The organism is Echinicola jeungdonensis (genome assembly GCF_030409905.1).
GTDB lineage: Bacteria > Bacteroidota > Bacteroidia > Cytophagales > Cyclobacteriaceae > Echinicola > Echinicola jeungdonensis.
Genome location: NZ_JAUFQT010000001.1, coordinates 2,703,289 through 2,728,086, shown reverse-complemented (window position 1 = coordinate 2,728,086; position 24,798 = coordinate 2,703,289). Strand labels below are relative to the sequence as shown.

Annotated in this window: 26 protein-coding genes; 19 read left to right on the top strand and 7 right to left on the bottom strand. The window is 40.0% G+C overall.

Annotated features, from left to right (window positions below; translation table 11 throughout):
* Positions 1–17: 17 nt before the first annotated feature.
* From QWY93_RS11330 to QWY93_RS11310, 5 genes are all read left to right on the top strand, one after another.
* On the top strand, positions 18–1,412 hold the full coding sequence (locus tag QWY93_RS11330) for a bifunctional UDP-3-O-[3-hydroxymyristoyl] N-acetylglucosamine deacetylase/3-hydroxyacyl-ACP dehydratase (protein WP_290248360.1): 1,395 nt from the start codon (positions 18–20) through the stop codon (positions 1,410–1,412).
* Complete coding sequence (gene lpxA, locus QWY93_RS11325) at positions 1,409–2,188, top strand: acyl-ACP--UDP-N-acetylglucosamine O-acyltransferase (RefSeq protein WP_290248359.1); 780 nt, start codon at positions 1,409–1,411, stop codon at positions 2,186–2,188. The genes QWY93_RS11330 and lpxA overlap by 4 nt, the downstream gene beginning before the upstream one ends.
* 3 nt (positions 2,189–2,191) lie before the next feature.
* On the top strand, positions 2,192–2,845 hold the full coding sequence (locus QWY93_RS11320) for an ABC transporter ATP-binding protein (protein WP_290248358.1): 654 nt from the start codon (positions 2,192–2,194) through the stop codon (positions 2,843–2,845).
* Positions 2,846–3,073: 228 nt separating this feature from the next.
* Positions 3,074–3,565, top strand: a complete 492-nt coding sequence (locus QWY93_RS11315; protein ID WP_290248357.1) for a hypothetical protein — start codon at positions 3,074–3,076, stop codon at positions 3,563–3,565.
* A 74-nt stretch (positions 3,566–3,639) separates the two neighbouring features.
* Positions 3,640–4,089, top strand: coding sequence for a nuclear transport factor 2 family protein (locus QWY93_RS11310; protein ID WP_290248356.1), 450 nt, complete (start codon positions 3,640–3,642; stop codon positions 4,087–4,089).
* Positions 4,090–4,118: 29 nt separating this feature from the next.
* On the opposite strand, the gene QWY93_RS11305 is transcribed toward QWY93_RS11310, so the two are convergent.
* Positions 4,119–6,509 (bottom strand): endonuclease MutS2, encoded by a 2,391-nt coding sequence (locus QWY93_RS11305; RefSeq protein ID WP_290248355.1) that lies wholly within the window; start codon positions 6,507–6,509, stop codon positions 4,119–4,121.
* A gap of 4 nt (positions 6,510–6,513) precedes the next feature.
* Positions 6,514–6,849 carry a DUF4296 domain-containing protein gene (locus tag QWY93_RS11300; protein ID WP_290248354.1) on the bottom strand — a complete coding sequence of 112 codons (336 nt, stop codon included), beginning with the start codon at positions 6,847–6,849 and terminating at the stop codon, positions 6,514–6,516.
* 108 nt (positions 6,850–6,957) lie between these two features.
* Between QWY93_RS11300 and QWY93_RS11295 the strand changes: the two genes are divergently transcribed.
* The 8 genes from QWY93_RS11295 (at position 6,958) to QWY93_RS11260 (ending at position 14,677) form a co-directional block, all read left to right on the top strand.
* Positions 6,958–7,836 carry a DUF58 domain-containing protein gene (locus QWY93_RS11295; RefSeq protein ID WP_290248353.1) on the top strand — a complete coding sequence of 293 codons (879 nt, stop codon included), beginning with the start codon at positions 6,958–6,960 and terminating at the stop codon, positions 7,834–7,836.
* Positions 7,829–8,728, top strand: coding sequence for a hypothetical protein (locus QWY93_RS11290; RefSeq protein ID WP_290248352.1), 900 nt, complete (start codon positions 7,829–7,831; stop codon positions 8,726–8,728). Before QWY93_RS11295 ends, QWY93_RS11290 begins: the two co-directional genes overlap by 8 nt.
* Complete coding sequence (locus QWY93_RS11285; RefSeq protein WP_290248351.1) at positions 8,715–9,761, top strand: vWA domain-containing protein; 1,047 nt, start codon at positions 8,715–8,717, stop codon at positions 9,759–9,761. The genes QWY93_RS11290 and QWY93_RS11285 overlap by 14 nt, the downstream gene beginning before the upstream one ends.
* Positions 9,762–10,526: 765 nt before the next feature.
* Entirely contained in the window at positions 10,527–11,207 is a 681-nt protein-coding gene (locus QWY93_RS11280) for a YggS family pyridoxal phosphate-dependent enzyme (protein ID WP_290248350.1), read from the top strand.
* A complete protein-coding gene (locus QWY93_RS11275; RefSeq protein WP_290248349.1) occupies positions 11,204–11,578 on the top strand; it encodes a DUF423 domain-containing protein in 375 nt (124 codons plus the stop codon). Before QWY93_RS11280 ends, QWY93_RS11275 begins: the two co-directional genes overlap by 4 nt.
* Positions 11,579–11,586: 8 nt before the next feature.
* Positions 11,587–12,885: a D-alanyl-D-alanine carboxypeptidase/D-alanyl-D-alanine-endopeptidase gene (locus QWY93_RS11270; protein ID WP_290248348.1), complete on the top strand. Its 1,299-nt coding sequence runs from the start codon at positions 11,587–11,589 to the stop codon at positions 12,883–12,885.
* Positions 12,886–12,910: 25 nt separating this feature from the next.
* Positions 12,911–13,969 (top strand): S66 peptidase family protein, encoded by a 1,059-nt coding sequence (locus QWY93_RS11265; RefSeq protein WP_290248347.1) that lies wholly within the window; start codon positions 12,911–12,913, stop codon positions 13,967–13,969.
* 93 nt (positions 13,970–14,062) lie between these two features.
* The gene (locus QWY93_RS11260) at positions 14,063–14,677 is read left to right on the top strand and encodes an SGNH/GDSL hydrolase family protein (RefSeq protein ID WP_290248346.1); all 615 of its coding nucleotides are present in this window, start codon (positions 14,063–14,065) and stop codon (positions 14,675–14,677) included.
* Between the two features lie 139 nt (positions 14,678–14,816).
* Here QWY93_RS11260 and QWY93_RS11255 read toward each other — a convergent pair whose 3' ends face one another.
* Positions 14,817–15,479 carry an HAD family hydrolase gene (locus tag QWY93_RS11255; RefSeq protein WP_290248345.1) on the bottom strand — a complete coding sequence of 221 codons (663 nt, stop codon included), beginning with the start codon at positions 15,477–15,479 and terminating at the stop codon, positions 14,817–14,819.
* A 257-nt stretch (positions 15,480–15,736) separates the two neighbouring features.
* Here QWY93_RS11255 and QWY93_RS11250 point away from each other — a divergent pair, with 257 nt between their 5' ends.
* Positions 15,737–17,626: a DUF294 nucleotidyltransferase-like domain-containing protein gene (locus tag QWY93_RS11250; RefSeq protein ID WP_353959635.1), complete on the top strand. Its 1,890-nt coding sequence runs from the start codon at positions 15,737–15,739 to the stop codon at positions 17,624–17,626.
* Between the two features lie 264 nt (positions 17,627–17,890).
* Here QWY93_RS11250 and QWY93_RS11245 read toward each other — a convergent pair whose 3' ends face one another.
* Both QWY93_RS11245 and QWY93_RS11240 read right to left on the bottom strand, forming a co-directional pair.
* Complete coding sequence (locus QWY93_RS11245; protein ID WP_290248343.1) at positions 17,891–18,346, bottom strand: DUF1573 domain-containing protein; 456 nt, start codon at positions 18,344–18,346, stop codon at positions 17,891–17,893.
* 159 nt (positions 18,347–18,505) lie between these two features.
* Positions 18,506–19,933 (bottom strand): ATP-dependent DNA helicase, encoded by a 1,428-nt coding sequence (locus QWY93_RS11240; protein WP_290248342.1) that lies wholly within the window; start codon positions 19,931–19,933, stop codon positions 18,506–18,508.
* 21 nt (positions 19,934–19,954) lie between these two features.
* Between QWY93_RS11240 and QWY93_RS11235 the strand changes: the two genes are divergently transcribed.
* The 4 genes from QWY93_RS11235 to coaD are packed head-to-tail and all read left to right on the top strand — an operon-like array spanning position 19,955 to position 22,399.
* Positions 19,955–20,458 carry an NUDIX domain-containing protein gene (locus tag QWY93_RS11235; RefSeq protein ID WP_290248341.1) on the top strand — a complete coding sequence of 168 codons (504 nt, stop codon included), beginning with the start codon at positions 19,955–19,957 and terminating at the stop codon, positions 20,456–20,458.
* A gap of 53 nt (positions 20,459–20,511) precedes the next feature.
* Complete coding sequence (locus tag QWY93_RS11230) at positions 20,512–21,099, top strand: hypothetical protein (RefSeq protein ID WP_290248340.1); 588 nt, start codon at positions 20,512–20,514, stop codon at positions 21,097–21,099.
* Between the two features lie 2 nt (positions 21,100–21,101).
* Positions 21,102–21,929, top strand: a complete 828-nt coding sequence (locus QWY93_RS11225; RefSeq protein ID WP_290248339.1) for a DUF3822 family protein — start codon at positions 21,102–21,104, stop codon at positions 21,927–21,929.
* A 14-nt stretch (positions 21,930–21,943) separates the two neighbouring features.
* Positions 21,944–22,399, top strand: coding sequence for a pantetheine-phosphate adenylyltransferase (gene coaD / locus QWY93_RS11220; protein ID WP_290248338.1), 456 nt, complete (start codon positions 21,944–21,946; stop codon positions 22,397–22,399).
* Here coaD and QWY93_RS11215 read toward each other — a convergent pair.
* Positions 22,387–23,073, bottom strand: a complete 687-nt coding sequence (locus QWY93_RS11215; RefSeq protein WP_290248337.1) for an NUDIX hydrolase — start codon at positions 23,071–23,073, stop codon at positions 22,387–22,389. The two genes, coaD and QWY93_RS11215, sit on opposite strands and share 13 nt — an antisense overlap.
* A gap of 83 nt (positions 23,074–23,156) precedes the next feature.
* On the opposite strand from QWY93_RS11215, the gene pyrE reads away from it, so the two are divergent.
* On the top strand, positions 23,157–23,798 hold the full coding sequence (gene pyrE, locus QWY93_RS11210; RefSeq protein WP_290248336.1) for an orotate phosphoribosyltransferase: 642 nt from the start codon (positions 23,157–23,159) through the stop codon (positions 23,796–23,798).
* A 230-nt stretch (positions 23,799–24,028) separates the two neighbouring features.
* On the opposite strand, the gene QWY93_RS11205 is transcribed toward pyrE, so the two are convergent.
* A complete protein-coding gene (locus tag QWY93_RS11205; RefSeq protein WP_290248335.1) occupies positions 24,029–24,796 on the bottom strand; it encodes a TIGR02757 family protein in 768 nt (255 codons plus the stop codon).
* Between the last annotated feature and the right edge of the window lie 2 nt (positions 24,797–24,798).

Genomic DNA, 24,798 nt, shown 5'->3' with positions numbered 1-24,798 from the left:
CGCAAAAATCATCTTTAATGAAAGTCAAACAGCATACCATAGGAAAACAGGTTACGATTTCTGGGGTAGGATTGCACACAGGCGTAGAATCAAATATGACCTTCGTCCCTGCTTCCCCAAATCATGGATATAAATTTCAACGGGTGGATCTGGAAGGAGCTCCCATCATCGATGCAGATGTGGACAATGTCGTGGACGTCTCCAGAGGAACCACCATCGAACAAAGTGGCGCAAGGGTTAACACCGTAGAACACGTTCTGGCAGCTCTGGTAGGTTTGGAAATCGATAATGTATTGATCCAATTGGACGGACCTGAACCACCCATCATGGATGGCAGTTCCATTCAGTTTATAGACATTCTTGAAGATGCCGGATTAAAAGAGCAAAATGCACTTAGGCGATTTTTTGAGGTTCCGGAAAGCATTCACTACCGGGATTCGGACCGGGAAGTGGAAATGGCTGCCCTCCCACTTGACGATTACCGGGTTACAGTAATGGTAGATTACAACTCCCCGGTGCTCGGTAGCCAGCACGCCTCTATCATGGATATCAGCCAGTTCAAATCAGAAATTGCCTCTTGCCGGACATTCTGTTTCCTGCATGAGCTGGAAATGCTCTATAATCAAAACCTTATCCAGGGCGGCGACCTTAATAATGCCATTGTGGTAGTTGATCGAGTTGTAACGGATGAAGAACTTGAAGGGCTAGCCCAAATGTTCAACAAACCCAAGGTGGAGGTCAGGAAAGAAGGTATTCTCAATAATGTAGAATTGCGCTACAAAAATGAGCCTGCCCGCCACAAATTATTGGATGTGGTTGGAGATTTGGCATTGGTGGGCAGACCACTTAAAGCCCAGATCCTAGCAGCCCGACCTGGCCATGCTGCCAATGTTGCCTTTGCAAAAAAACTAAAAAGGTCAATGGAAAAATTGGGGCCAAGTCATATCCCTCATTATGACCCTAAGCTCCCTCCTGTCCTTGATATCAATCAGATAAGCAATATATTGCCTCACAGGTACCCATTCCAATTATTGGATAAAATCATATACTTGGATGATACAGTAGTCGCAGGGGTAAAAAATGTAACCATTAATGAACCATTCTTCATGGGGCATTTCCCCAATAATCCGGTAATGCCTGGGGTAATGCAAGTGGAAGCAATGGCACAAACTGGCGGAATTCTTGTGTTAAGTACAGTGGAAGACCCGGAAAATTATTGGACCTATTTCCTGGGCATTGAAAGCTGCAAATTCCGGAAAATGGTACTTCCGGGTGACACATTGGTTTTCAAGTGTGAATTACTATCCCCCATCAGAAGAGGGATTGCCAAAATGAAAGGTGAAGCTTATGTTGGTAACACATTGGTATGTGAAGCCGTAATGACAGCCAGTATTGTAAGAAAAGACGCATGATTAGTAAACTATCGCAAATACATGACAATGCCAAAATTGGAGATGATGTTACCATCGATCCTTTCACGGTAGTTCATGAAAATGTAGAAATTGGAGAAGGTACCTGGATCGGTTCCAATGTCACCATATTCCCAGGAGCCAGAATAGGTAAAAATTGTAAAATTTTCCCCGGGGCCGTCATTGCCGGTATTCCTCAGGACCTAAAATTCCAAGGGGAAGAGTCTACCGTGGAAATCGGGGACTATACCACCATCAGGGAATGCGTTACCATCAGCAGGGGCACCATTGACAAAAGAACAACCAAAGTTGGCAGCAATTGCCTTTTGATGGCATATGTACATATAGCCCATGATTGCTATGTGGGCAACCATGTCATCATTGCCAATTCCGTACAGGTAGCAGGTCATGTATCCATTGACGATTGGGCCATCATTGGAGGAAGCAGTGCTATCCATCAATTTGTAAAGGTGGGCATGCACTCCATGGTTTCTGGAGGATCACTTGTAAGAAAAGACGTCCCCCCGTTTACTAAGGCCGCCAGAGAACCATTGAGTTATGCAGGGGTCAATTCTCTGGGATTGAGAAGAAGAGGGTTTTCCAGCGAAGCCATTGGCCATATCCAGGAAGTCTACCGTTACCTCTTCCTAAATAGTCTAAATAATAGCAGGGCTCTGGAGGAAATAGAAATCAACCTACCTGCCACCAAAGAAAGAGATGAAATTGTCAATTTTATCAGATCCTCTGAGAGAGGTGTTATGAAAGGGTATATCAATTAAAAAATGTTAGAAATAAAGCTTGAGGGTGCAAGTAAACGGTATCAATACGAATGGATTTTTAAAAACCTGGACCTTCAGGCACCTGCTCAAGCTAAAATAGCCATAACTGGCAGCAATGGTTCCGGCAAGTCTACTTTTTTAAAATGCCTTGCCGGAATCATTCCCTTGACAGAAGGCAAAATCCAATATAAACTATCCGATAAAATTATTCCAGAAACAGATTACTTTAAGCATTTGACCTTCAGTGCCCCTTATATGGAATTACTTGAAGAACTAACGCTTAAAGAATTATTGACTTTTCACTTCAAATTTAAAAATCCAATTCCAGGTTTGGATATAAATAAGATGATCCAAATACTTTACCTGGAAAATGCAAAAAATAAGCAAATCCAATATTTTTCCAGCGGAATGAAACAAAGGCTTAAATTGGGCCTTTGCTTTTTTTCTGATGCTCCTTTGGTCCTTTTGGATGAGCCAACCTCCAACCTGGACCAGAAAGGGCGCGAATGGTACCTCGAATTGGCAGATAAATACGGTGAAAACAGAATGGTATTTATTGGTTCAAATGACCCAAAGGAATATTCCTTTTGCGACCAAGAATTAAGCATCGAGGATTTCAAGATTTCTGGACAAAGAACTACCAAAAGAATGATGTAAAACAGAAGGTAGATTTTATGATTTATTAGCCCCTGTTTTCAAATTCAATCCATTTTTTATTTGCACCATTTCTTTTTCTTTTTACTACTTGATGTTGTAATTGCCGCCTAATATTTGTTGGCACTTACCTTCATCTTCCCATACAAACCCACACACTATCCTATAACTGTCTTTGATTTCAGTTGGATTTCTGTAATTTTATGGACTTAAAAAAACCAAACTAACCCTATGAAAGCAATGAATTTGTTTCAAACTATTATCTTTAGCTTTTTCCTATTTTTATTTTCCTCCTGTGGAGGAGGGGAAGAAAGTGAACCAGAGCCAAAAAAAACTCAGGAAGAAATTGCCACTGAAAAATTAACAGGGGAATCCAGCAGTACTACCTGGGTTGTAACCGGTGATGGGTCCGTAACACATAAGGGTTCTAATGTTACCAGTGAATATGCAGATTTTTCCTTGACACTTTCAGCAATCAGCAGTAACCGAACTTACACCACCACCAATGGAGGCTACCTATTTGACGAAAGTGGAAGTTGGTCTTTTTCCGGTGATGGGTATGGAAAAATCATGTTAACTGGCGGCTCTCCAGCTGCAGGCAAGGAAATGTCATTTTCTGGTGCAGCAGGGACCTTGATCCTGGAATTTAATGTGCCAGCTCCTGAGGAAGCAAGGGTCAATGCCCTTGCAGGTGATTATCGATTTGAATTGAAAAAGGAATAACTTCTTCAGCCCAAAATCCATATCAGGCACCATAATTGACCAAGTAAACCACTGACTACTAAACAACTAATTTCATGAAAGCAAAAATATTCATGCTATTGATAATGGTCTGTTTCTTGATCAAACCAACTTGTCACGCCCAATCCGAGACATCAATTGATCTTGTAAAAGCTGTTCAGGAATTTAACCAGGCTTTGATTGATGCCAATGAAGAGAAATTGAAAAAGTTAACTGAAAAGCAGTTATCCTATGGACATTCCAACGGAAATCTGGAAAACAAGGAAACCTTCCTTGAAAGCCTTCTAAGTGGAAAATCTGATTTCGTATCCATCCATCTCAAAAACCAAAAATATGAAGTAGTGGATAATATTGGTATTGCTCGCCATCTCTTATTTGCAGAAACCAATGATGGAGGAGTAGCAGGAAAGGCAAAAATAGGCGTGATGATGATTTGGAGAAAAAACGGGGATTGGAAACTTTTGGCCAGGCAAGCCTATAAGCTGCCAGAAGAAACAACGAAATAAAAAACCGGGTAATAAATCACCCGGTTTTTTTATGATTTCAAAGTAACAAGTGTTACTCCAGCGCCACCTCTATCGGCATGCTCATCTTCAAATTTGGAGACATTGGACATCCCCTTAAGCAGGTTTCGGGTAATATCTCTTAAGATACCATCACCTTTTCCATGAACAATCCTAAGATCCTTTACTCCCAACATATAGCCTTCATCCACAAAATTCTGAACCATGGGAAGTATTTCTTCCCCTCTTTTTCCTCTTAAATCCAAATTGGTTGAGAAATCCCGCATTTTGGATATGGTGTCAAAACCATAACTTTTGGAAAGGGATTTCTTTTCTCTTTTAACTGCAGATTTGGAGATTTTTTCCAATCTGTTGAGTTTCACCGTAGATTTTAACTCCCCAATGCTGATCTCAGCCACCTTCCCTTTGACCATTAAAACTTCGGCAATGGCTCCCTGGTCCTTCACCCTAACATGGTCTCCCTCCTGAATGGGCCCCTCCAGAGTTTGAATATCCGGGGAATCCACCCTTTTCACCTTTTGAGGCTTTACACTTGATTTTAACTTTTCCAGGTCTTTCCTGGCCTTCTGGGTAGCTTCTTTTTCCGCTTTGTTTTCCTTGATTTGCCGGATGGTTTCCTCAATTTTCCGGTTGGCCTGGTCCAAAATGGACTTTGCTTCCACTTTGGCTTCCTGAATTAAACGTTTCTGGTTCTTTTCAACCGTTTCCTTAAGGTCATTGTATTCAGTAAGCCTTTTTGAAAGTAACCTCTCCTTTTTTTGTGTCTCAAGAAGCAATTGCTCGTATTTGTTTTTTTGGGATTCCAATTTATTCAACAATCGGTCATAACGGACCCTTTCCTCCCCAATTTGATCTTTGGCATAGCTGATGATATCTTTTGAAATCCCAATTTTTGTTGCAATTTCCAAGGCAAAAGAACTACCTGGTTTGCCGATTTCAAGTTGATAGAGCGGTTCCAATTTATCCACATCAAACCTCATGGCCCCATTGATCATGCCCTGCCTTTTGGCAGCTACTTGTTTTAGGTTTCCATAGTGGGTGGTTACAATTCCGTAAGCTCCGGTTTGATTGAGGGCCAGCAAAATGGACTCGGCAATGGCCCCTCCAAATTGCGGTTCGGTCCCCGTTCCAAACTCATCAATAAAAAATATGGATTTCTTATCGGCAAACTGAGTAAAATACTTCATACTCATCAGGTGAGAGCTGTAAGTACTCAGGTCATTCTCAATATTTTGTTCGTCCCCTATATCTATAAAAAAATGATGAAAAACACTGCACTTTGAATGGGGATCCACTGGGATCAATATCCCACATTGCAACATATACTGGATCAAAGCCACTGTTTTAAGAGTTACTGATTTCCCTCCAGCATTGGGGCCTGAAATGACCAATAAACGGGAATTATGATCCAAATGAATATTAAGGGGAACAATATTTTTCCCTTGATGCTTTAGGGCACTTTCAAGCACTGGGTGACGGGCATTGTACCATTCAATGATCTTTCCTTTTTGGAGCGAAGGTTTGCTGGCATCCATTTTCAAAGCCAATCTGGCTTTTGCCCGGATAAAATCCACCATGCCCAAAAATTGATAAGCTTTTCTAATTTCTGGAATAAATGGCCTTAAGGTATCAGTAAGTTGGAGAAGAATTTTATGGATTTCCCTCCTCTCCATATATTCCAATTCCTTCAGTTCATTATTTATGTCCAAGACTTCTGCTGGCTCAAGAAAAACGGTCTGGCCCGTGGCTGATTCATCATGGACAAAGCCTTTGATTTTTCTTTTGTTTTCTGCTAATACAGGCATGACCATCCTCCCCCCCCGGATTGTAATAGAAGCATCGTCTGGTGTCATGCCTTTGGCCTTGGCCTCCCGGAAAATCCTATCCAATACTTTTCGGAGTCTGTTTTCCTCATAAAGGATTTGCGCCCTAATCAGCCCCAGTTCCCGGGTTGCATTGTTTTTGATTTTCCCCTTTTCATCCAATACACGCTCTATGGCCCTCAAGAGGGTTTGGTCTAGCGTCACCAAGCCCAACAACTGAAAAAGCTGGGGATATTCTTCCTGATTTTCATTAAAGAAATTGACGCATCCCCTAAGTGTAATTAGGGAAAGCTTAATTTGATGGAAGTCATCCTCATACAAAAATGTACCTTCAATTTTTGCTTTTTCCAGGTAGGGATAAATATTCAAAAAATTGGAAGAGGGAAACTCCTCACCAGATATAAGTATTTGCCTGAACTCTTCAGTTTGTTCAAGCAACTTGTCCAGCAATTTGATATCATGGGTAAATGACACTTTTTGGACAAAATCCGTACCCAATTGGCTGGTACATTCTTCTTTAATCCATTCCTTTATTTTATCAAAATTAATCTTGGATTCAAGATTATTGGGGTATTGCATACTATTATTCTCCTACCTTTTCTCTTACGTTCAACGAATCGATTACCCTACTATAGAGTTCTTCCATTTTACCTGCATCTCTCAAGTAATACTGAAAACTTTCCCGGAAAATGCTGTCATTTATTTCATGTTTTTTAAACACCTCATGTTCCAGCATGGGATAAAGTTTTTTGGAAGAATCATAGGAAAGCGGCAGGGAACTTGCAATCCCCTCTGCCATATGGATATCCACCAAAACAGAAACCATTTTATCTTCGGGCAATAAACTATCAGGACGGTCCCTTTCTGAACAGGAAACACTCCAAACAGTCAAAACGATAAATAATATTACTTTCTTCACAATCCAAAATTAGCCAATTCCGTTGAAATTTAGGTAATATGTTATTTATAACTCGTTTTATAATTCGAAGGAGTACATTAAATTTAGGCCTTCGGAAAGCAAATGCCCATGAATCAACTGCTGAAAAAACTCAGAAAATACGAAATTATGATCAGGAAAGTGGCCAATAATCACCTTCAAGGAGATTATCAGTCCATTTTCAAAGGGGCGGGTTTGGAATTTGACGATTTACGGCCCTACCAATACGGGGATGATGTCCGAACCATTGAATGGAAGGTTTCAGCCAAAGGTCACGGGACTTTTGTCAAAACCTTCAAAGAGGACAAAGACCAATCCGTGTATTTTCTGTTGGACATCAGTGGCTCTCAGGAAATCGGGGATGAAAGGAGAAAAAAAATTGATTTGGGCAAAGAAATTGCGGGTGTCCTTACGCTTGCCGCCGTCCATGAGGGAAGCCAGGTGGGCCTGATTTCATTTTCAGATCAAAAAGAAAAAATCATCCTTCCAGGGAAAGGGGTAAAACAAGGTGTCAAAGTGATCAAGGGCATTTTTAACCACGAAAACAAATCCGTAAAAACTGACCTTAGGGAAATGTTTACCTTTGCCCTTAATCTCATCAAAAAAAGAAGCATCATCATTGTCATATCGGATTTTATAGACGAAAATTATCAAAAACCGCTAAAAGCCTTGGCAGAAAAACATGACCTGGTAGCTATTCAAGTCACCGACCCTAGGGAATCTGCCCTACCTTCCTTGGGTATCATCCCCGTCTATGATAAGGAAGAAGGCAAAACAACTTGGGTTAATACGGCATTTGGGAATTTTTCCAAAAAAATTTCAGACACCTTCACCAATGAAAGGGCCTCCCTTCAAACATTATGCAAAAAAAATCAGATCAACTACCTTTCTATTGACACCCGGGAGGACATTGTCCTTCCCTTAATTGAATTGTTTAGGCACCGGAATAAAACCATGAAGCGTGGGTAAATCCAAAGTAACCATCAGTTTATTATTAATTCTATTTTCCACCTTTGTTTCAGCCCAGGAAAAGCTGAAGGTGGAAGGTTATTTTCTAGAAGACTCAGCCAAGTTGGGTGAAAAGGTAGGGTATGTGTTGAAAGCCAGCTATCCCTCCGATTTGAATATTGTTTTTCCTGATTCCACTTTCCAATATGAGGATTTCAGCTTCTTGGATAAGGAAACTTTCACTTCATTTACCCAAGACAGCATCACTCTAGACAGTGCAGTGTATTACCTGTCAAATTTCTCCCTGGACTCAGTAAAGTCATATGCCCTACCTGTTTTTGAGATCCTAAGGTATGATAGCATTTCCCATTTTGCCCCCGAAGACCAGTTGGTATTGAAATTCACCATTGATCCCATGCCCCAGGAATTGGTTTTTAAGGAGAATAACAATTACCTCCACTTAGATAAAGCATTTAATTACCCCGTGTTGGCAATTGTAATTGGAGGCTTGGTGTTAGTGACAGTATTGGTTTTGGTCATCTTCGGCAAAAATATCAGGAAAAAGTGGAGCATTAGAAAACTAAAAAAACAACATGCCCTCTTTGCCAAAAAATGGAAAAACACCGTTGAAACAATGGAAAAAGCCCCAAGTTTGCAGGTGGCTGATGAATTGCTTTGGCTTTGGAAAGATTATATGGGCAATTTGACCGGTCAGCCCTACCCGGAATGGACCTCAACGGAAATCGGGAATTATTTGGAAAAACCTGGATTGGTAAAGGATTTCAGGAAAATAGAAATCATCATTTACGCCGGAAAGGGTGGAGAAAACCTCCAGATGACCTGTGATAAGCTGCAGAACATCTGCAACAACTTGTATCAACAAAAAATCGAAGAGATCCGTGAACGCAAATAGTATTTCTGATTGGTTATCATGGAACTGGTTTTTGCCGGAGACCTTCCAGTCATATGAGTGGGAAAACCCCTGGGCATTACATTTATTATGGGTCGTTCCTTTGATCCTGTTGATCAGGAAGTTGACCAAGCTGATGAAAAAACCGGTGCTGGAGCTGTCACTTCCCGGAAAAATTTCAGCAAGCAACCCCTGGACTTATTTGAGAATGGTCCCCACCATTTTCTTTTTGCTTATTGTTTGGATGATAATAATTGCATTGGCAAGGCCACAGCGATCCAATGAAAAGGTGGAGCAATATACCGAAGGGATCGACATTATGTTGGTATTGGACATATCTGAATCAATGGACTTACAGGACTTTGAGCCCAACAGGTTGGAAGCTGCAAAAAAAACAGCCATTGATTTTATTAACGGCCGCCTTGGTGACAGAATTGGCATGGTGATTTTTGCAGGAGAGGCTTTTTCGTTAGCCCCTTTAACCACAGACTACGAACTACTTACCGACCTCATAGGTGAAATAAATTTTGAAATGATGGATGCCAAGGGGACAGCCATCGGCAGTGCTGTGGCCACAGCTACCAACAGAATGCGGAAATCCGACTCCAAATCAAAAGTCATGGTCCTCCTCAGTGATGGGGACAACAATGCAGGAAATGTGGATCCTGGATTTGCTGCTGAATTGGCGGCTGCCATGGACATCACCATATATACTATTGCTGTGGGAAAAGATGGAATGGTCCCATATGGCAAAGACTTTTTTGGAAGACCTCAAATGGTGGAAAGTTACTTAAATGAAACCACCCTTAGAGATCTTGCCCGCATAGGAAAAGGTCAATTCTTTAGGGCAACAGATGATGGGGCTCTGGAAAACATCTTTGAGCAAATTGATAAATTGGAAAAAGCGGAAATTATCGAATCCCGGTACAAAGAAACTCAGGATTATTACAGGGCCTATTTATTTTGGGGGATAGTTTTCTTCTTTATCTGGTTGACCCTTAAAAACACCTTTATCAATAATTTCCTTTTGGATTAACAGTTTGAAATTTCATTTCAACATGATCAAGGAAATATCAGAATCATAAGACAAAAATTAAAAGCAAAGCCTACCGTATCAAATAATCAGACCCAGCATCATACAACATAAACTATTGACTACAAACACATTAAAAGCCATAAAGACTATCGTAAGGATTAAAAACAACTTTCATTTTCTGGCCTAAAACCCAACCCAAATATTGGGGTTCAAGGCATAAAAGAACAAATAGAAATCAAACAACAGCGGTAATATTACCACAAACCTATTGATAATAAAAATTTAGCAGGGGCAACAAATTCCCCGATGCTTTTGGTAACACAGGCTTTGGAAAGAACCATACCAAATAGGGTGATCAAGATTCCGGAATAATAAAAGAATGAATCCCTGAAAAAATTTTTTTTCAATTTGACATGGTATCTCTTAATGATCTTCTCAGCAAAATCTGTAACAGGACGGGACACCAACTAAGATTCCAATATCCCATTTAAGAATTCCCACACTGAATAACTTGAGAGGCAAATCATTCTTGGAAAGTCTCAAAAGTTTGTCCTTCAGGATTCGATAAAAAGTTTCTTTAATCCCTTCTATTGGAGCTCTAAAAGGTAGCTGTATTCTTTCTCCAGAGATTCCCTTGAAGGGGTCCCATTTTGAGCAATTTACCCAGTATGGCCATATTTTTATTTTAACAATTGAAATATTAGTCCAAAAAAATATTTGTCTAAGCTTTGCCGGCTTCTATCTTTGATCGGTAAAAATAAAGGAATGGATATTAAAGAAAACCTTTTTCGTTTAAAGAAAACCTTAACAAATCCGGATTGCCTACTGGTGGCTGTCAGTAAAACCAAACCCATCGGGGATATCCAGGAAGCCTATGATGCCGGCATCCGTGATTTTGGGGAAAACAAAGTGCAGGAACTTGCCGAAAAACAGCCTCAACTGCCAAAAGATATCCGCTGGCACATGATAGGCCATTTGCAGCGGAACAAAGTAAAATACATCGCTCCTTTTGTCCACTTGATCCATGGGGTTGACAGTTATAAACTGCTAAAGGAAATCAATAAACAAGGCAGGAAAGTCAATCGTACAATTCCTTGTCTCCTCCAAATCCATATCGCAAAAGAGGAAAGTAAGTTTGGTTTTAGTGAGGATGAACTGGAGGTATTAATCAAAAACGAGCCTGTAGCGGAACTTAGCCATGTAAAAATCGTGGGCCTTATGGGGATGGCTACCAATACCGACAATGAGGATGTTGTAAGAAGGGAATTTGCCAGTTTAAAATCATTATTTGACAAAATAAAATCCAAGGATCTTCCCTCCAATTTTGAATTAAAGGAAATCTCCATGGGGATGAGCGGGGATTATCAAATTGCACAGGAAGAGGGGAGTACCATGGTCCGGATTGGAAGTGCCATTTTTGGAAAAAGAAATTATTCAAAGGGATGACATACATCAATAATATAAAATTAGCCGCTGCTCTAGGAGCATTAACGGTAGCTATTGGGGCATTTGGGGCGCATGGCCTGGAACCAACTCTTGAGAAGATGGGCAGGGTAGATACCTTTGAAACTGCAGTGAAATATCAATTTTACCATACCCTTGCCATTTTCCTTGTCGGAATTCTACAAGTCCAGTTTCCCCAAAATAAGGGACTGAGCATTTCTGCCTGGCTCTTTTTTGGCGGAATTATCATTTTTTCTGGATCCCTTTATATTCTGTCCATTTCCGGAGTAAACTGGCTGGGAGCCATCACCCCTTTTGGTGGCCTGGCATTTATTTTGGGGTGGATCCTGTTGTTTTTCAACATAAAAAAATAAGTTTTTCCATGGCTCGAAAACATTGCCTTCTTTTTTTTCTATTATTGGTCAGTCCATTATTCCTTTTTGGCCAATCAACTGTCTCAGAAAGGTACAAAGGGCTGGACCAACTATTGGATGAGGATTCCTTTTTTGGCAATCACCTGACAGGGGTTATGTTGTATGACCTAGACGAACAAACGGTCCAATACGAAAAAAACAGCCACCTTTATTTTATCCCTGCCTCCACTACCAAACTTTTTACTTTTTTTGCTGGGTATGTGGTGCTCAATGACAGCACCTCCCTTTTCCGTTATGTCCCAAATGGAAATGAAGTAACCATCTGGGGAACAGGGGACCCTTCCTGGAAATATGAGGTCCTCCCTCAGCCTGAATTAGAAGGCTTCTTTAAGAAATTTGATAAAATTTATTTTTCAGATGAAAACTGGAAAGATACCCCCATGGGATATGGATGGCAATGGGATGATTATTATTATTCCTATGCTGCTGAAAGGTCTCCATTCCCGATTTATGGTAACCTTGCCAAGGTCAAAAACATTCGGCAAAATTTTTCTATCTCACCTGGCTATTTTGAAAATAAATTAAAACCTACAAACAGGCCCCTAAAAAAAGTTGAAAGGGATCCACATACCAACCTGTTTTATTATAATCCTTCTACTTGTACCTTAAGGGAATCCAAAGTCCCTTTTTTGACCTCACCGGAAATCTTTTCCCTGTTGGCAAGTCAGGAGCTTGGTAAGGAAGTTATTCCTGTAAAAAAAGTGCTTCCCGAGGAGCATTATATTCTTAAGGGAATTCCACTAAGGGCCCTTTATAAGGAAATGCTACAGGAAAGTGACAATTTTCTGGCGGAGCAATTATTGCTGATGATTTCCGATCAAATATTCAAGGAGCTGGATATTACCCAAACAATTGATTTCCTTAAAAAAAATTTCCTCTCAGACCTACCTGATGAGCCCCAATGGGTGGATGGATCCGGCCTTTCCAGACACAACCTAATTACCCCAAGATCCATGGTGGCTTTAATAGAAAAAATTTATAGGGTTATGCCTGACAATCTTCTTTTTGACCTATTGCCCAGAGGTGGGGTCAATGGCACCCTTGAAAACTCTTACAAATCTTCCAGCCCTTATATTTTTGCCAAAACCGGAACCATGAGTAATAATCACGCCCTGGCAGGATTTATTAAAACCGATTCCGGGAAGTTATATGCTTTTGCTTTTATGAACAATAATTATCCCTATAAAGCTACTCAAGTGAGGAAGGAAATGGAAAAGGTACTGCAGTATATCAGGGATAATTTTTAATTTCAGGAACATAAACCAATAATCCATGAACAAAAGGACTTTTATTAAATCCATTGGGCTTTCGGCCTTAATACCCATGGTGGGATGTCAAAACCGTCTTTTTTCCGCTTCATCTGTCCAAAAACCTGAAGACCCTTTACTTCCAAAGCCCTTAAACAGGGGAGATTTGGTGGGCCTGGTAAGTCCTTCAGCTGCAACAAATGAAGAAATTCTTTTTCAATTTGCAGAGGAAACTCTTCTGGCACTGGGGTTAAAAGTGCTCAAAGGTCAACACCTGGAAGGCAGAAGGGGCCATTTGGCCGGGACTGATGAGGAAAGAGCAGCTGACCTCAACCATATGTTTGCCACCCCTGAAGTCAAGGCCATTATTTGCATCCGGGGAGGCTCGGGGGCTGCAAGAATTTTACCTTTATTGGATTACGAATCCATCAAAAGCAACCCCAAGCCCATATTAGGGTATAGTGACATCACCGCCTTACACAATGGCATTTATGCTCAAACCAAGCTTATCACTTTCCATGGACCCAATGGAACGGGAAGCTGGAATAGTTTTAATGTAGGGCAATTCGAGAATTTATTTTTCAACCAACAATTGATGCGGTATGAAAACGAACAAATTCCAAATGATGATCTGATCATAAAAAAGAATAGGATACAAACCATCCGTCCGGGAATAGCAGAAGGAACCATCGTTGGAGGTAACTTAACGGTTTTGACGGCTTTGGCTGGATCTCCCTATCTTCCTGACTTCACTAATAAAATTCTGTTTTTGGAAGATGTGGGAGAAGAACCTTACCGGATAGACCGAATGATGAGCACCCTGAAGCTAATGGGGGCATTAGATAAAATCAAAGGTTTTATTTTTGGCCAATGTTCTGACTGCACCCCTTCCAATGGATATGGCTCATTGACGGTTTGGCAGATTTTGCAGGATTATATTAAACCTTTGGAAATCCCTGCCTATTACGGTGCCATGATTGGTCATATCTCCAAGCAGTTTATTATCCCTATAGGCGCCCACATTAAAATGGATGCAGACAAAGGTGTTTTTGAAATGACTCATTCTGTTTTCCAAAAGGGATAAAATCAAATGCTTTTCTTCTAAGCTAAAATTATGGTGACAGCTTTCAATTTTCTGTGCACCCCATTTTCCCAAGAACACATTGAATCCAAGCTTATGACCCCAAATGCATATCTTGCTTTAGGTGATTCCTATACCATCGGAGAAGGTGTCCCTCTGAAATCAAATTTCCCCAACCAATTGGTGAAGCTATTAAATGACAAAGGCTATTCTTTTGCCTCTCCCGAGATAGTTGCTAAAACAGGTTGGACTACAGAAGAGCTTTTGGAGGGGATCAAAAAAGCAGGACTAGAAGACAAAACCTTTGATTTGGTAACGCTTTTGATCGGGGTCAACAACCAGTATAGGGAATGGAGCCTTGATAAATACAGAGACGAATTCCGACTGCTATTGGACCAGGCAATAGCATTTGCCGGGGGCGATTCCCAAAAGGTTTTTGTGCTTTCCATTCCGGATTGGAGTGTTTCACCTTTTGGCCAACAGCATTCCAAAAGTGGAGAAAAAATAGCCCGTGAAATAGATGCTTACAATCAGGCCAAAAAGGAAATCTCTAATGAAAGTAATGTCCATTTTGTGGAAATCACCACCCATTACCGGGAAGTGGGACATTTCCCAAAAATGGTGGTGAAGGACCAACTCCATCCAGGAACTGATGTATATTTATTTTGGGCGAAAAAATTGGCTGACCTGGTGGCCAGGCAATTAGAATAATTTTTCCCTAATTTCAATAAGAGAGTTATTTTTAATTAAACTGGGATTACAATTATCAAATCCCTAATCACCCAAAACAATTAACTCATTCTCCAGATCACCCTCATAAAATCATTAATGAAAATCTAACAATGTTACTCTATAACATGGATTTGATAAAAGGGTCATTATAATCTTCTATAAAAGCCAGCACATTGTCATAGGCTTCGAAGTCCTTTTTGGGGTGGGCGGTAGTAAGCACTACAGATTTCATACCCGCATTCTGAGCCGCTTCTACCCCTTTGGGTGCATCTTCAAATACTACACAATCCTCAGGTTTTACACCTAATTCCTGCGCACCCAGCAAAAAGGTTTCCGGATGTGGCTTGCTTATTTTCACATTATCCGCAGTGACAATGGATTGAAAATAATCCCGTATGTTAAGATTATCCAACACAAAATCCACATTGAAGGGAATGGCTGCCGAACCAATGGCCATTTTCACACCCTTACTTTTTGCCCTTTCAAAAAAATCATCCAATCCATCAATCAATCCCAAGTGAGGCCTATATTCCTCTTGATATCTTTTTTCTTTGATCATAGACCATTTTTCGGCTTCCTCATCAGAAAATTTCCCCTCTCCAAAAACCCTTTCCAAGACTTCGGGATTTTTACCATACATTTCCACTTTAACCTCATCCCAGGTCAAGTTGGCTCCCAAATCCTCATTAAAAAGCTGATACCAGGCCTTGGTATGATATTGCATATCATCAATGATGGTCCCATTCATATCGAAAATAAAAGTCCGTTGTCTCTCACTCATAGTCCTTTTTGTTTAATGCATAACAAGCCCATCTAACAGCCTGCAAATCTAAAAGGTTTCCTCTAGCTGGGGATTATCATAACAATAATTTTTCATGAATTTTGCCCTCAAAAAATTTCAATCGATTTAACTACTTTTAATAGGACAAACAACAGCATTTTATCTCTGCAAAAAATTGTAGAATCCGCCTCTATCTGCTACTTTAGTTTTCATCTTAGATTTTTACAAAATATAAAGCCACTAAACAACTATTATCCATGATGGAGCGTACCAAGCCTTTTGTGGACCTTCCGGAAAAGGCATTAAATGAAATAAAGGCTCAAAGACAAGAAGTCTTTTATTCAAAACCCAAACGTTTGTACCTTCAAAACCATTCCAGCATTGAAGGCTTTGATTTTATTGTTGAAGGAGAATATGAAGGATTTTTTTATGACCGGAATCAAAACAAAAGAAGGGTTGAAAAATTTGGCCCGGGAAAGATGTTTGGTGGAATTTCTTACCTGTATAATAAAGGGGTGTCCTTGCAGACGGTGGATGTAAAAGAAAACACCAAGGTGCATCGATTGAGTCATAAGTTGTTTAATAAATTATGTGACGATTACCCGGAATTCAGGAATCATTTTATTTTGGAAATTGGAAAAAGGATGCTGGATCAGGAATTTGTCCATTTTATCAAAGGAGCCACACACTACCCCCAGCAAAATAATATCACTTCCGATAGTTTTTATTCCCATAAAGTAGCTTCCCTCAACCCCAGAGAGTTGGTTACCTGTGCACCTTTCACCTCCATTCAGGAAGTGGCCAATTTAATGGCTGACCATAAAACCAGCTGTGTTTTTATCAAAGGGGAACAAGACAAAATTTTGGGTTATGTCACCGATATTACTTTAAGGGATCAGGTTATTGCCAAAAATATTCCCACGCATACGCCAGTGGAAGAAGTCATGAAAACTGATATGGTATCTATTGATACAGATGCCTATATCTATGAATCCCTATTACTAATGTTCCAGACTAAAACCAGGTACCTCCTGGTCGCCAAGGACGGAAAGTATGTTGGTTTTATCTCCAGGAACAAATTGCTTAGTGAGCAGTCACAATCGCCATTCCTATTTATCCAGTCTGTAAAACAGGCCACTTCAATTGAGGAACTTAAAATTAAATGGTCCCAGGTCCCTGCCACTGTTCACCAACTGCTGGAAAGAGGGGTAAAATCTGAGACGGTCAATCAAGTGGTCACCACTGTTTCAGACACCATTGCTCTGAGAGTTATAGATCAGGTTATACATGAAGTGGGGCCTCCTCCCTCCCGATTTGTTTTTATCACTTTGGGAAGTGAGGGCAGAAAGGAACAAACCCTCAAAACCGATCAAGACAATGCCATTATTTATGAAGACAAAGCCAATGAACAACGGGAACTGGTAAGAAAATATTTTCTGAAATTTGCCGAAAAGGTATCTGAAAACCTGAACACCATCGGATTTAGCTTTTGCAAAGGAGGCTTTATGGCAAAAAATCCCAAATGGACCCATTCCCTTTCGCATTGGAAAAGGAATTATGATGCCTGGATGACGGAATCCACTCAGGAAACGGTGATGAAATATTCCACTTTCTTTGACAACAGGGCCATTTATGGGGATTTTTCCATTTTGGAGGAACTACATGTCTATATGGATAAACAATTGGAAGTACCTTTGGAAAGGTTCTTTTACAATATGGCCACTAATGCCTTACAATATGAACCCCCTCTGACCTTTTTTAAAGGCATCAAAACGTTCACAGTTGGGGAGCAAAAAGTTTTTGATATCAAAAAAGCCATGACTCCGATAGTCGACATTACTCGGGTTTTTGCTTTGAAACATAAAATATTCCTAACCAACACTGGAGAAAGGCTGAATGCATTGAAAGAAAAAGGCCATTTGACGGAAAAGGAATGCCAGGAACTCAAACAATCCTATTATTACCTGATGGGCCTGAGGTTGGACAGGCAGGCCCAGCAAATAATGATTGACAAAGCTGAACCCGAAAATTTCATCAGCATTGACAGTCTTACCAAAATCGAAAAAGTCACAATCATTGAAATTTTTAAAGTCATTAGAAATTTCCAGATGAAGGTCAAAATTGATTTTACCAATACGATTTTCTAGTAAAATGAAAATCCACGAATTTCCCGAATTACTATTTGGATAAGAATGTTTATACCCACAACAATGCCCTATCGCCGAAATGAATTTTTTTATTCTATCCCGTTGAAATTAAAAGTTATTTGTAATTGGGTGATTGAGTTATTGAAATTCAAATTTAAATCCAGTTTTGTAGGGGGCTTACTTAAAGTTAGAAATTAAAATCTTTTTATATAAAAAAAGACAGACCTGAACAGCCTGCCTTATTTTATATCCTTTAAAATATTCTTATCCCTTTCTTTTCACATTGGAAATCAAAGATACTTTTTCAATGGGTTCGGTAGCATTGGAATAAATTCTAACTACACTGTTTTGTTTCCCCATTTTACCTGCTGAATTGAAGGTTACCTTGATTTCTGCTGATTCTCCTGGTGCAATAGGTTCCTTGGGCCAGCTTGGCACGGTACAGCCGCAAGTTGCTGCTACATTGGAAATCTTTAATACTTCATTTCCAGTATTGGTTAATTTAAATGTGTGCTGTACTTTATCACCTTGGGTGATGTCACCAAAATCTTTTGATTTTTCTTTAAAAGTAATGACAGGCCCTGATTTTTTTTCAGTTTTTTCGGCTTCCGCACTTTTAACCTCTTCCTTCTGGGATTCGACTTTTTCAGTTTCCACCTCCTGTGCCTGAACAGCAAAGGCCATCGCGGCAGCAAACATTAATAAAACTAACTTTTTCATTGTATTTTATATTTAGCTTCAGTTTATCTAGTATCTAACTCCGTGCCAAATTTGGCTTTTCAATTTTTATATCAATCCCAAAAGTTTTAATTTTTTAGGGAATAATCAAGCTGCACTCCTCATTTTAACTTTTTTTATTATACCAAAGGGCTTTTCCTTTTATGCAAGGAAAAAACTGGGATGAAAGTTCACCATAAACAATTCATCGGTTGCCCGGGTCACAGCGGTATATAGCCATCGAATATAAGCAGTGTCAAGTTGGCCCTCGGGCAAATAGCCCTGATCCACAAACACAGCATTCCACTGCCCCCCTTGGGATTTATGACAAGTAAGTGCATAAGCAAACTTAATTTGCAGGGCATTTAGGTATGGGTCCTTCCGAACCATTTCCATCCTTTCCTTTTTATTTTCTATTCCTTCATAATCGATCAAAACCTGTTGGTATAAAGCTTTGGATTTTTCCGTTTCTAAGGCAGGGGTATCTGAATATAGGGTATCAAGGATCACTTTGGCTTCAAAATAGGGTTCATCAGGGTAATCAATGAGTCTAAGCTCTAGGGTGGCAAACCTCAAACCATAAACTTCCTCAAAGGACCGGATTTTGATCACTTCCACAAAATCCCCATTGGCCAAAAAGTTCACCTTTTCCGAATCGGCCATATAAACGTAATTGTTTCGAACAATCATCAACATATCCCCTGCATCAATCTCCTCCTCAAAGAAATGAATGGTATGGCGAATATATTGATTGTACCGGACCGCCATTTTATTAGACCGCGTAATGACAATAGTATTTTCCACGCCATATTTATCATAGGCATAACGCAAGCCTTCCTCCAGCCTTTCACTGGTCATTTTAAAAAAATCATTAAAGCCTTTGGTTCGAAAAGAAATCACAGGTTTTTCTTTATTGACTTCCTGTCTTAGACGAGTGGCATTAAATAAAATCCCTGAATCCAGTTGTTGCCTCATCACTTCGGTAAGCTCTGCCTCTACTACCTCCAACCGGTAATGGTGGATCAAATAATTTTTATCCAGCCCCGGGCTGTTAAGGGTCCCCACAGGAGGGAGCTGGGCTGTGTCACCAATCAGCATTAAGCGATTGGATGGATGCTGAAAAACAAAATTGATCAAGTCTACCAATAGATTTTGGCCTCCCATGGCATCATCAGCCAACATGGAAGCCTCATCCACAACAAAAATGGTATTTTGATAATAGTTTTTTTGAGGGTCAAATCCAGTAACCAAGCCTCCTTTGTCCCCTTTGGGTCTGTAAATGATTTTGTGGATGGTAAAACCCAGCCTGCCGGTATAAGCAGTCATTACCTTTGCGGCCCTACCCGTGGGTGCAAGCATCATGGCCTTATAACGCAGCTTGGGGAGGCTCCTTACCAAAGCAGAAATCACAGAAGTTTTACCCGTGCCGGCATAACCTCTTAATATAAATGTAGGTTTATGATCAAAACCCGGGTCTAAAAACCGGTCCATTAATTGAAAAAAATCATCCTGCCCTGTTGTGGGAGAAAAAGGGAAATTTCTCCTAAGCAGATCCGATGGCTTTGCTATTTGTTCATTACCTTTATCCATTATGGCGAATCTACTGCATATATGCACAATATAGAAAAAGAAATCCAGGAGAAATTTGGCGGCAGGCTGCGTACACGGGTAAATGGGGTTTTGATAGAAAAAGACAAAATCCTGATGGTTAAGCACCGGATGGCTCAAAACAGGGTATTTTGGAATGTGCCCGGGGGAGGGATGCATTACCAAACCAATGTGGAAGAAAATCTTCAAAGGGAGTTTTTGGAGGAAACAGGCCTGGAAATTGGAATCAATCAATTTTTGTATGTATCCGAATTCCTTCAGCCACCTCTCCATGCTATAGAGTTATTCTTTGAAGTGGAGAAAAGAGCGGGCAAATTGGTAAAAGGGACCGATCCGGAACTTCAACCCGAAAAACAAATCATTGAGGAGGTAAAATTTATGAGCCTGGAAGAAATAAATCAAATCAACAAGGAGGAAAAGCACCAACTTTTCTGGGATATTAAATCGATTAATGAGATAAGAATATGGAAAGGATATTTTAATTTTGAAAATAAATGCATAAAATAGCAACTTAATAAAAATACACCATCAACCTTATATAAGAATAAACCTAGCAAAAAATGAATTTGACCAGAATCTTATCCATTGTTTTTCTATTGGCCGCATTGGCGGTAGGCTATTTGCTCTACAAGGGAATAGACGATGCTATGCAGGAAGAGAAGCGAATTGCCAGAATTGAGGCCCGGGTAATCGAAAAGCTTCAAATGCTCCGAGAAGCTCAAATGGCCTATATTGCTGAAAACAAAGAATACGCAGGAAGTTGGCAAGAATTGAAGGATTTCATCAAAAACGGTCAAATCCACATTGTACAGAAAACTGAGGAAACCAAGCTTTTGGATTATGGTGAAGAAGAAATCACCATTAGTTATGACACCTTGGGGGCTGTCAATGTACAGGATTCCTTATTTAATGAAAGGAAATATCCTGATTTCAATCTTCAAACCTTGAATGTAGTACCGGGATCTGGAGGAAAAACTTTTGAGTTTTTTGCGGATAAAATTGAAAGAGGATCCAATAACATGGTCATCGACGTATTTGAAATCAGAGATCCTGCCCCAGTAAATCCTGAAAGAAGGGCCAATAACAATGAAAAAGCATTAAAAGTTGGTTCCAGAACGGATGCCTCCACTTCAGGTAATTGGGAATAATTTTGACTGGATTAGCTAAAAATAATTACATTGAATTTGAAAGCGATAAATTGGATTTGGACAACATTTCCAGTTTATCGCTTTTATTGTTCCCCCATAAACTAACCATTATTGGTAAAGACCAAAATGGAGCCATACTTGGGGTGCATATCCACCGTTTTCAGGATCAGGAAATTTTAAAGGAAATCCTAAAAAAGGATTCCTTTTTGGCTAAGAACCAAGTCTCCGGGTTCCTATATCTTTATTCCGACCAATTCACCTTGGTACCAGGAATGCTTTTTGACCCAAACTATAAGGGGACTTATCTTAATTTCAGCAGTCCGTTGGAGGAGCAAGTGGTCTTTTATGAGGGAATTCAGAATAACAGTATAGTACTGGTCAGTGCTATTTCAAAGGACCTAATGGAGACTTTTGCCGAAACCATACCTGATCTTTCCCTAAAACATGGGGTATCCCTGATTTTGGACTATTTATTGCCTCAAAAAAACGACATGCTCAACCAGGAGCTATTGGTAATTGTTGAGGAAGGACATATTTATTTGGCAGGTTTTGCCGGCCACGAAATGAAACTCTTTAACCGGTTTGACGTTTCCGGAGATCAGGATTTTTTAAAATATACTTTCAGCGTACTTCACCAATTGGCCTTTGACCGTATGTATTGTAAAATCAGCCTGATCGGGGATTTGGATGAGGTGGGGACCGACAAAGAATTGCTCCACAAATATTTTAAAAACCTTGAAATCGTTACCCCAAAAAGCAATCAAAACTACCATCCGGGAGCAGAAGGTTTTAAAGAGACCTTGTCCTTGGCAGCTTTTTGGTCCAACTGATTTAATGAAGTTATATGAAAAAAACTGCTATTTTTCCGGGTTCTTTTGACCCCTATACCAATGGCCACCACGACATTGTAATGCGAGGCCTAAGTTTGTTTGATGAAATCATCATCGGTATAGGATATAACTCCACTAAAAAATCCAGGTATTTTGAAATCGATACCATGGTCCAAAAAATAGAAAGTATATATGCGGCCATCCCTGAAGTCAAAGTAGTTGTTTACAATGAACTCACTTCAAGTATTGCAAAAAAACACAATGCCAACTTTTTGATCAGAGGCCTAAGAAACACTACGGATTTTGAGTATGAAAATACCATATCCCAGATGAATCGCTACCTCAATGAGGATTTGGAAACGGTATTCTTGATTACTTCCCCGCAATATGCCGCGGTTAGCTCAACGGTAATTAGGGAAGTCCATCGTTACGGGGGAAGTGTAAGTGATTTTTTACCTTATGATGTATGAACCTTCGGCACCATTTTCAAAAATTGCTTGTAAAGATACCTCATCGAAGGGTAAGAGTTAACCAAAGCTATTTTTGCTTCCTGATGGCTTAACCATTTAATATCCTCTATCCCCTCTTCCTTTTGGGGCTCCATCATTGAATCATCTAAGCACTCCATCACATACCAATATGTTTTTTTCAGGATGCTTTTACGGTTACGGGTATAGGTATGCCAGGTTTTGCATATCCTCCCCCCCAGCTTAACTTTAACAGAGCATTCCTCCTCCACTTCTCTTACAGCACATTCTGTGGATGTTTCTCCCTTATCAAATTTCCCTTTAGGCAAATCCCATTTTCCTATACGGTGAATAAAAAGGACTTTATTCCCTTTGGTTACCACTCCTCCAGCAGCTTTTACAATGCTAAACCTGCTTTTGATGAATTTTTTAAGGCCTTTGATATCTTCGGAAACAATGGTAATAGAATCCAGGTCCTTCAATTTCCGGGTTCGAAGGAGGTACAACAACTTAATGATAATGTCATGGGAAGGTTGGATGATTAGCACATCATCATGAAAATCCACGTAGGCTGGTAAATCCTCTGGATTGTCATAAATGCATTCGAAGCTTTTGTCCTTTCTCAATTCCCCTGGCGACAAAATATCCAAGGGCTTATCGTTGATGAAAATTTTCATATTCCATTCATTTCAAATCAAAAATGCACAAAATTATCAGCCATCACAACCGTCAATACAATTTTATGAATTAATTTTGGGCCATGGAATTATTTGACAAAGCAACGGCCGGAAAAGTGGCCCAAAAATTATTGGACATTAGAGCCATCAGGCTTCAACCTCAGCACCCTTTCACCTGGGCATCTGGTTGGAAATCTCCCATTTATTGTGACAACCGCCTTTCGCTTAGCTTTCCAGATGTAAGGACTTTTATCAAAAATCAATTGGTAGAGGTTGTTCAAAAAAATTTCCCAAATGCAGAAGCTATCGCAGGAGTAGCTACTGCAGGAATCCCTCAGGGAGCCCTGATCGCTGACGCCTTGGATTTGCCCTTCATCTATGTCAGGTCCAAACCGAAAGGACATGGAATGGAAAATATGATCGAAGGGAAAGTTACTAGTGGACAAAAAGTAGTGGTAATCGAAGACCTTGTATCTACAGGGGGAAGTTCTCTTAAAGCCATTGAAGCATTGAAAAACTCAGGCTTTGAGGTTTTGGGTATGGCAGCTATTTTCACTTATGGGTTTGAATTGGCACGTAAAAACTTTGAAGATGCAGGAGTAAAACTGATCTGCCTAAGTGATTATGAGGCCATGCTTCCAGAGGCTATAAACGCTAATTATGCCAATGACCAGGACTTGAATTCCCTTGCTGAATGGAGAAAATCACCTGACACTTGGGGTTAAATCCTATTTTAATATTAACACCATTAAAAAGCCCCATGCTGTTACCCCAGTATTTTGGGGCTTTTTACATTAACTACGTCAGGAACAATCGGCCAGACAGGGTATTTAGGGCATTTGATTAAAAAAATAGAGAAAGTAACGTAGAATTTTAAATTCCACATTTATCAGTATAAATTATTTCAAGGCTTTTTCAAATGAAAGTCCCCCTTTCATTCCAAAATCTCCCTAACTCAAGAAACTCTTTCCTCCACTCCCATTCCAAACAAAGCAAAGTCATACTTGACGGGATCCTTTGGATCCATTTCCCGGAGCTTTTGGGTAAGCTCCATTGCCGTCAACCAATCGGTTTGTTTTCTCTGGATCATCCCTAATCTACGTGCGACCCGGTCCACATGCAGATCACAGGGGCAAACCAATTGGTAGGGCTTAAGCTTTTTCCAAATACCAAAGTCCACTCCATTATCATCACTTCTCACCATCCATCGTAAAAACATATTGATGCGTTTACAAGCCGATTTTCTTTTAGGGGTGGCTACATGTTTCCGGGTCCTTTTAGGAGCATCAGGAAGTTCAAAGAAATATTCATGAAATCTGGTCAGCAGGGATCCCATTACCTCTGGGCTTTCATCCCAACCAATGGTAAAAGCTTCTTCCAGACTTTCATATTTTTTGTAAAAGGAAGAAAAAAATTCTATGAAATATAGGGTGTCAATATCATTGAAAGTCCGGTGCTTAAAATTTAAAAAAGGTTTTAAATCCCGGTCTGAATGGTGAAGTATAAAATCATGAGGGGCATTATCCATCATGAACAACAATTCCCGACATTTTTTTATTATGGTAGCCCTTTGCCCCCAGGCAAGAGTAGCTGCAAAAAAACCCGCAATTTCTATATCCTGTTTTTTGTTAAACTGATGTGGAATGGAAATAGGATCCAGTTCAATAAAGTCCGGTTGGTTATATAAAGCAGTTTTTTCTTCCAGAAAATCTTTTAAATCCATAA